The following is a 7,504-nucleotide window of genomic DNA, read 5'->3' as shown; positions in this document are numbered from 1 at the left end:
TCTCGGCCGTACCCGGCCGGCTCCGCGCAGCGGCCTTCCCCGGGCCCCGGTGCCGCACGCCCCCGCGGCACCGGCACCCCCCGGCGGCCGGGCCGGCGGCCACGTCCCACCGCGCCGCCGGCCCGGTCTCAGTCACCCGGGCGCCCTTCGGCGCCCTCCCCCCTTCGCCGGACGGGCCGTCACGCCCCCGGCCGGCGCGAGCGGAAGGGAGGTGAGAGCCAGCCCCCAGAAAGACCGGCACCACGCCGGTAGCACAGGCGGCCGGAACTCCGTCCGACCCCCGTCCCGGCCGCCGCCGCAGTTAGGGATCGCTGCGAGAACCGGGCCCGCGGAGGCGCGTCGCCTCCGCGGGCCCGGGTCACAGCTTCTTGCGCCACACCTGCCCGTGGACCACGTCGCCGAAGCGCTCCACGGGCGGCTCCTCGTCCTCGAGGACGAACCCGGCCCGCGCGTAGAGGCGGTGCGCCGGGCGCTGCAGCGCCGTCGTCCACAGCATGATCTCCCGGTAGCCGGCCTCGGCGGCGAAGCGCACGCAGGCGTCGACGAGCGCCGCGCCGACCCCCAGGCCGCGGGCGTCCGGCTCGACGTGCAGCAGCCGCAGCTGCGCGACGTCCTCGGCGCGCTTGACGCAGAACACCCCGCCGACCCGGACGCCGTCCGACTCGGCGATCCACGCGTTCTCCCGCTCCGGGTCGTGGTCGCGCACGTAGTCGGCCACCACCGAGGCGACGAGGGCCTCGTAGGTGCGGTCCCAGCCGCATTCCACGTCGTACAGCGCGCCGTTGCGCTCCACCACCCAGCCGAGGTCGCCGGGGCGCAGCGGGCGCAGGACGACGTCGTCCGCGCGCGGCCGGCCGCCGAGGACGCCCTGGACGGTGCGCATCGCGGCGAGCAGCCGGCGGCGGTCGCCGGCGTCGAGGCCGTCCAGCAGCCCGCGGATCTCGGCGATGGTCCGCTCGTCCAGCATGGCGAACACCTCGCGGCCCCGCGGGGTGAGCCGGACGACCTGGCGGCGGGCGTCGGCGGGCGCGCGCTCGCGCAGCACGAGCCCGTCGGCCTCGAACCGGGCCAGCATCCGGCTGAGGTAGCCGGCGTCGAGGTCGAGGGCGCGGCGCAGCGCGAGCACCTCGGTGTCCTCCCGCTGGGCCAGCTCGAAGATCACCCGCGCCTCGGTCAGCGAGTACGGCGACCGGACGAGCCCCTCGCCGAGCACCCCGATGACACCGGTGTAGAAGCGGTTGAACGCGCGGACCGTGCCGACGTCCTCCTCGGTCACCTCCATGGCGCCTCCAAACGTTTGACTCAGTCAAACGTTAGGCGATGAAGGGCCGCGGGCACCAGCCCCGGAGGGTGATCGTCAGGCGCTCGCGCCGGCCTCGGCCTTGGCGGCGGGCAGCGCACGCGCCTCGCGGACGATCTTGCGCTCCACGAAGAAGGTCATCAGCGGCACGACGCCGCCGAGCACGATCAGCACCATCTTGCCGATCGGCCAGCCGGTGCGCCGCCACATGTCGAAGGCGAACGCCACGTAGACCATGTAGAAGAGGCCGTGGATCGGCGACACGATGCCCGCCATCTCCGGCATGTCGGTCGGCCCGTACTTGAGGACCATCCCGATCGCCAGCAGCACCAGCAGGGTGCCGACGATCAGCGCCAGGATCCGGTACCTGGTGACCGCGCCTTCCACAGGAAACACACCTTTCGTTCGGCGGACGGGGGGCGCCACCGCGCCGCGCGCCCGCACGCGGGGGTCAGCGGCGGCCGCGCGCGTTCTCGGAGTTGAGGCGCGCGAGGTAGCGGTTGTAGGCCGCGAGGGCGGGGTCCTCTTCCTCGTGCTGCTTGATGAGCTCCCGCTTGACCTCGGCCTCCGCGGGCTCCTCGATGACCGTGGGCGCGGGCTTCACGCCGGCCCGCTCGTCCCGGATCATCTTGATCCACATCACGATCACGAAGATCGCGAAGATCGGCCATTCGAACGTGTACGCCCAGCTGCGGTCGTTGCCGGACTGGGCGCGGTCGAACTGCCACCAGCCGAACCCGAGGAACGCGCCGCACAGCACGATCGCGAGCGCGTGCAGCCCGAGCCAGCCTGGGGTGAGGAACCGTCGCACGTCACCGAGCCTACCCCCGGTTCCGCGAGGTGCCGCCGCGACCCCGCCTCAGCGGACCGGCGGGCCGGTGTAGACGGCGCGGGGCCGCAGCGGGCCGCGCCGCGCGTACTCCTCCAGCGCGTGCGCGAGCCATCCGGCCGTGCGGGCGACGGCGAACACCGCCTCCCCGGCCCCCGGCACGAGACCGGCGACCGCGCCGAGCGCCGCCAGCGCGAAGTCGATGTCGGGCGCGGGCAGGCGGCGCCGTCGTCGCGGCCCGTCCAGAGCCACGCGGCGGCGTCCTCGAACGTCCGGGACCGCGCCATGTCCAGCACGTCGCGCCCCCGGTAGAAGGGGCGGTCGGCGCCGAGCGCGGTGATCGCCGACTCGAACGCGAGCTCCCCCGGGCCCGGCGGGCGGCGCGGCCTGCCGCGCCGCGCGAGCTCCTCGACCTGCGCGGCGTCGAAGAGGCTGCGGCGGCCGTCGGCGGCGTGCCGGCGGCGCAGCACGCCCCGGCTCACGTACGCGTACAGCGTGGCGGGCGACGGCCCGGACCGGGCTGTCCAAGTTCGGCAAGACGATGGTGAACTTCTACCTGGGCCGCCTCGGCGCGGCGCAGTCGGAGATCGGCTTCCCGTTCCTGTTCCACGAGGCGCCCTACGTGCGGGCGCAGCTCGCGCTGGCGGAGGCGGGTGCGTTCGGTCCGCCGTGGGGATGCCGGTCGAGACCCACTGCCACAACGACCTCGGCCTGGCCGTGGCCAACTCCGTCAGCGGCGCGCTCGGCGACCTGGAGGCGGGCCAGGACGTGTGGATCAACACGTGCGTGAACGGCATCGGCGGGCGGTCCGGCAACGCCGACCTGCTGTCGACCATCCTCGCCCTCCGGCACGGGTTCGGGCTGCGGGAGCGCGGCGTCGAGATCGGCGATCCGATCGACCTGTCCTGGGCGCGGCGGTTCGCGCTGTGGGCGAGCTACGCGTTCGGCCAGCCGCTCCCCTACAACCAGGTAGGCGTGGGACGGAACGCGTTCGCGCACGAGTCCGGCATCCACGCGGACGGTGCCCTCAAGGACCACGGCAACTACGAGCTGTACGACGAGGTGACCCTCGGCCCCTTCCCGGACGACTGGCACAAGCTCGTCCAGCTGTGCAACGCCCAGACGGGCCGTCCGCTGACCGACGACGAACTCCGCCTGATCGCCGGCTACCCGCGCGAACTGTCGCTCCTCTTCCCCGGCCAGCTCGGCTGACCCGGGAACCGGAGGATTTGTCCGAGGCGGACTCTACGTTCTCGGGCATGGCGAGCAGGACAGTGGCGGCCGGAGCCGCGCAGTCGTACACGTACACGCGGCCCTCGGGGCTGGACGCGGGGCTTCTCGGCCTGTCGACGTCCGGCGGGACGACGAGCAGCGGGCCGAGCGCGCACCCGCACTTCTTCAGCGGCGTGCTCACCCAGGCGGCGCCGGCCGCGGCGGCGCTGCTCGCCCTGGCCGACGTCGCCCAGACCCGCTACTTCCAGCCGCGCCCGACGTCCTTCCGCGACCCGGTCGTCACCTGCAACGGCGACCGGATCCGGATGGAGTCGTTCTCCGCGTGCGGCGGCGTGTACGCCCGGCTGGACGTGCTGGAGCCCGCGCTGGACGGCGACGTCCACGAACGGGGCACGACCAACGTGGACGTCAACGGCCCCCTGCGGGAGGCCCTCGCCCGCGTCGGCGGGTCCGATCCGCTGCACCTGGCGGTCGGCGCCGAGGAACTGGCCGTCACCACGATGGACGGCGCGGTCGTGGAGAAGAAGGTGCCGCTGCCCGACCGGTGGCTGCGGGGGTTCGCCGAGGTGCAGGTCATCACGGCCGGGTTCGACCCGCGCGGCGAGCTGGACGGGCCGAGCGCCGTGCGGTTCCTGCGCACCCTGCCGCGCGCGCAGCGCGAACCCCTGTGGGCCGTGCCCGCCGGGAGGACGCTGCGGGTCACGTCCCGTCCGGCGCCCGGCGCGGTGTGCCTGGCGGGCCCGGACCGCCTGCGGACGATGCTGCCGCTGCTCCGCTTCGCCCGGGTCCTGCGCGTCTACGGGCCGCCTGTCACCCATGGCGGCGGGCCGGTGTCGAGCGTGTGGGAGCTGGAGCTTCCCGGCATGAGGTACGTCCTCACCCTGTCCCCTCAGCACTCGCGCGGCTTCTCCGGTGAGGGCGCCGTGCTGGAGGACATCGCGACCGACGAGGCCGCCGGGGACGCCGACCTGCTCGGCGCGCTGCTGTCCTTCGAGCCGCGCGTCGAACCCGGCCTGCTCGCCGAGCGGTCCGGCCTCGACCTCGCCCGGACGCGGGCCGCGCTGACCCAGCTCGGCACGTCGGGACGCGTCGGCTTCGACGCCGCCGAGGCCGCCTTCTTCCACCGCGAACTCCCCTACGACCCGGCGCGCGTGGCCGGCCTCAACCCGCGGCTGCGGTCGGCGCGGGCGCTCGTCGAGGACGGCGCCGTGCGGTTCACCTCCGCGGGCACGGCGATCGTGCTGAGCGGCGGCGGTGAGCGGGAGGTCCGCTTCGACGGCGACCGCGCCGCCTGCACGTGCCCCTGGTGGTTCGACCATCGGGGCGAACGCGGGCCGTGCAAGCACGTCCTCGCGGCGCGCATCGCCCGCCGCGCGGCCGAGGAGACGACCGAGGAGACGGCGGAGGCCGCGCGATGAGCACCTGGGCCGAGCTCCGGAAGGCGATCGAGGCGGGCGGCATGGAGGCGACGGCGCGCGCCGTCAGGGCGCTGGACGAGGCCGAGCGCCGCACCGCCGCCGCCGAACTCCCCGGGCTGCTGAAGGAGCTGCGCGCCCGGACGCGGTACGGGTTCCTCGACAACGAGGGGATCAGCCGCCTGCTCATCGCCGGCGCCGGCGTGATCGGCGGCCCGGCGGCGGCCGCGACCTGGCTGTGCCGCACCGACCTGCGGCTCTGGTCGTGGAGCGAGTACACCACCCGGCTGCTGGTCGAGGTGACGGCGGACCGCCCCGCGGAATGGCGCGCCGAGGTCGCGCGCCGGATCGGTGACCGGCTGCGGGTCTCCGACGAGGAGTGGTCGCGCTGGCACACCGCGGCGGCGCTCGCCACGTCGGCCGGGGTCGCGCCCCCGGTGACGGACGGCTTCGTGGTCGGCTGGGTCACCGGCGCGGGCAACGCGGACGGGCTCGCCGACGACCCCTTCCTGGACACCCTCCTCCCGAGGCTGTTCGAGGCGGACGGCGTGGGCGCCGCCCTCGCCAACGACGCGAACTGGGTCCAGTGGGACAAGGCCCGCAAGAGCACCTGGGCCGACTCCCTGACCGGCCTGGCCCGTACCGGACGCGTCGAACGCGAGCTCCTCCTGGACGGGTGCGTCAGCCGCTTCCTGCGCGGCGGCACCCCGCACACCCTGCGCTGGTTCGTCCAGCTCCACGACGCGCTCGCGCCCACCGACGACGAGACCACCGCCCGCGTCCGCGACTACGTGCGGCTCCTGCCCGCCGCGCCGCCGGCGGTCGCCGACCTCGCGCTGCGGCAGGTGCGCCGCGCCGACGACCTCGGCCGGCTCGACGCGGCGCTGTTCGCCGAGGCGGCGGACGCGGTGCTGTTCCGGCCCGAGCGCAAGCTCGTGCGGGCCGCGCTGACCTGGCTCGACCGGACGGCCCGCAAGCGCGGCCGGGTCGAGGCCACGCTGCGCGCCCTCACCGCGGTGTTCCCGTCCGACGCGGTCGACTCGCGCGAACGCGCCGTGAAGATCGCGGCCAAGCACGCCGCCCACGCGGGCGATGCCGTCCGGGCGGAGGTCCGGGACGCGGCCGCGGTCCTGCCCGCCGGGCCGCGCGCGGTGATCGCCGACGCGTTCGGCGCGGTCGAGGCCGTCCCCGAGCCCGCACCGCCGGGCCCGCCGCCCTACGTCCCCCGGTCGGTGCCGCGCCCGTCGGCTCCCTCGCCGAACTCGCGGACGAGTTCGCCGTCCGGCTGCGCTCCGACGAGGAGTGGGCCCCGGCGGAGCGGTTCCTGGCCGCGCTCATGGAGTCCGCCCACCGCGACCCCGACGCGACCCGGGAGGCGCTCCGGAAGGTCGCCGACGACATCGCGCCGTGGATCACCAAGCCGGACGACCGCTCGTACATGCGCAACCTCGTCCGGGAGAGCTGGATCGCGCTCCCGGCGCAGAACCTGCTGCTCCAGCGCCGGTCACGCGCGGCCGGCCTCCGCGCCGCCCTGACCCTGCGGCGCCTCCGTCCCGCCGCGGAGGCGTCCGGGCCGCCGCTGGCACGGTTCCTGGCGTGGCGGCTCCAGGAGATCGCCGCCGCCGTCGGGACGGTGCCGCTCCTGCTCGCGGCCCCGACCGAGGCGAGCGGGCACATCGACCCGGACGTCCTCGTCGGCCGCCTCGAACGCCTGGAGGAGGCGGGCGCCGCGCCGGGGCGGGCCGAGCTCGCGCAGGCGATGCTCCGCGTCCCGCGCGAGATCGACCCGGCGGCCGCGGCGCGGGCGAAGGGGCTGGCGTCCGAGGCGGGCCGGGCCGTCGCGTCCTGGCTCGCCGCGGGCGGGCTCCCCGACCCCGTGGTCACCTGCACGGTCCTCGGCCGGCCGGGCGCGGCCGCCGAGCGCCCGGCGTGGCGCGCCCCGTCCCCGGTGCGCGCCACGGTGGCCATGACCGGCGACACCGATATCGACCACGCTTGCGCCCTCCCCGCGACGGGCGGGCGCAACGGGGAGTCCTGGCGCTTCCTGGAGCGGATCGGCCACTGGCCGGCCGTCCTGCCGTCCCACCGCGAGGTCGCCGCCGCGCACCTCGTCCGCTACGTGGCCGGAATGGGGGACGACGGATGGCAACCGGGCGCCGCGATGCTCGGCGTCGCCGAGGCCGACGGCCCCGCGGGGGTCGCCACCGGCACCCTCCTCGCCTGCACGCTGGCCGACAAGGACCAGCGCGACAGGTCGAACGCCGTCGACGCGCTGGTCACGCTCAGCTCGCGGGGCGCCCTCCCGGCGGAGGAGACGGGCGCCGCGCTCGGCCGGCTCGCCGCGCTGGGCCGCATCCCGCTGCCGCGCACCCTCAAGGCCCTCACGGCCGCCGCCGACGCGGGCGCCCACGCCGGCGTCTGGACGATCCTGGCCACCGCGCTCCCTCGCCTCCTCCCCGCGCCGGGCGAACGCGCGCCCTCCGGCCTTCCCTCCCTGGTCGCCCAGGCCACCCGGCTCGCCGAGCTCACCGGCGCCAAGGGCCCCATTCCGGAGGTCGCCGAAGTGGCCTCACGCGCCGGCTCCGGCCGCCTGGTCACCGAATGCGCCCGCCTCCACGGCACGCTTGCAACCTGAAGCCACGTCCCGGTGTTGAAGGAGAAAGGACCAGCACCGGCACGTGGACCCTGCGAACCCAGCACGGGTGGGGGTGTCGGTGGGGCGTGGGA

The 7,504-nt window shown here is 75.8% G+C and carries 8 protein-coding genes; 4 read left to right on the top strand and 4 right to left on the bottom strand.

The window, feature by feature from the left end; all coding sequences use genetic code 11:
• Positions 1-358 precede the first annotated feature (358 nt).
• The 4 genes from ETD96_RS37335 to ETD96_RS46215 all read right to left on the bottom strand — a co-directional run bounded on the left by ETD96_RS37335 (position 359) and on the right by ETD96_RS46215 (position 2,381).
• Positions 359-1,282 carry a bifunctional helix-turn-helix transcriptional regulator/GNAT family N-acetyltransferase gene (locus tag ETD96_RS37335; protein ID WP_138641227.1) on the bottom strand — a complete coding sequence of 308 codons (924 nt, stop codon included), beginning with the start codon at positions 1,280-1,282 and terminating at the stop codon, positions 359-361.
• Positions 1,283-1,357: 75 nt separating this feature from the next.
• The gene (locus ETD96_RS37330) at positions 1,358-1,687 is read right to left on the bottom strand and encodes a DUF3817 domain-containing protein (RefSeq protein WP_138641226.1); all 330 of its coding nucleotides are present in this window, start codon (positions 1,685-1,687) and stop codon (positions 1,358-1,360) included.
• Between the two features lie 64 nt (positions 1,688-1,751).
• Positions 1,752-2,111, bottom strand: a complete 360-nt coding sequence (locus ETD96_RS37325; RefSeq protein ID WP_138641225.1) for a hypothetical protein — start codon at positions 2,109-2,111, stop codon at positions 1,752-1,754.
• A 48-nt stretch (positions 2,112-2,159) separates the two neighbouring features.
• The gene (locus tag ETD96_RS46215) at positions 2,160-2,381 is read right to left on the bottom strand and encodes a citrate/2-methylcitrate synthase (protein WP_205719640.1); all 222 of its coding nucleotides are present in this window, start codon (positions 2,379-2,381) and stop codon (positions 2,160-2,162) included.
• 423 nt (positions 2,382-2,804) lie between these two features.
• On the opposite strand from ETD96_RS46215, the gene ETD96_RS37315 reads away from it, so the two are divergent.
• Genes ETD96_RS37315 through ETD96_RS45335 form a run of 4 tightly spaced genes read left to right on the top strand, consistent with a single transcriptional unit; the run spans position 2,805 to position 7,412 of the window.
• Positions 2,805-3,341, top strand: a complete 537-nt coding sequence (locus ETD96_RS37315) for a homocitrate synthase/isopropylmalate synthase family protein (protein ID WP_240808504.1) — start codon at positions 2,805-2,807, stop codon at positions 3,339-3,341.
• A 47-nt stretch (positions 3,342-3,388) separates the two neighbouring features.
• A complete protein-coding gene (locus tag ETD96_RS37310; protein WP_138641224.1) occupies positions 3,389-4,780 on the top strand; it encodes an SWIM zinc finger family protein in 1,392 nt (463 codons plus the stop codon).
• On the top strand, positions 4,777-6,312 hold the full coding sequence (locus ETD96_RS37305) for a DUF6493 family protein (protein WP_138641223.1): 1,536 nt from the start codon (positions 4,777-4,779) through the stop codon (positions 6,310-6,312). Before ETD96_RS37310 ends, ETD96_RS37305 begins: the two co-directional genes overlap by 4 nt.
• The gene (locus ETD96_RS45335; protein ID WP_171069414.1) at positions 6,216-7,412 is read left to right on the top strand and encodes a hypothetical protein; all 1,197 of its coding nucleotides are present in this window, start codon (positions 6,216-6,218) and stop codon (positions 7,410-7,412) included. The genes ETD96_RS37305 and ETD96_RS45335 overlap by 97 nt, the downstream gene beginning before the upstream one ends.
• Positions 7,413-7,504 lie beyond the last annotated feature (92 nt).

Source organism: Actinomadura geliboluensis (genome assembly GCF_005889745.1).
Taxonomy (GTDB): Bacteria; Actinomycetota; Actinomycetes; order Streptosporangiales; family Streptosporangiaceae; genus Spirillospora; species Spirillospora geliboluensis.
This window is presented reverse-complemented; position numbering and strand designations above follow the sequence as displayed.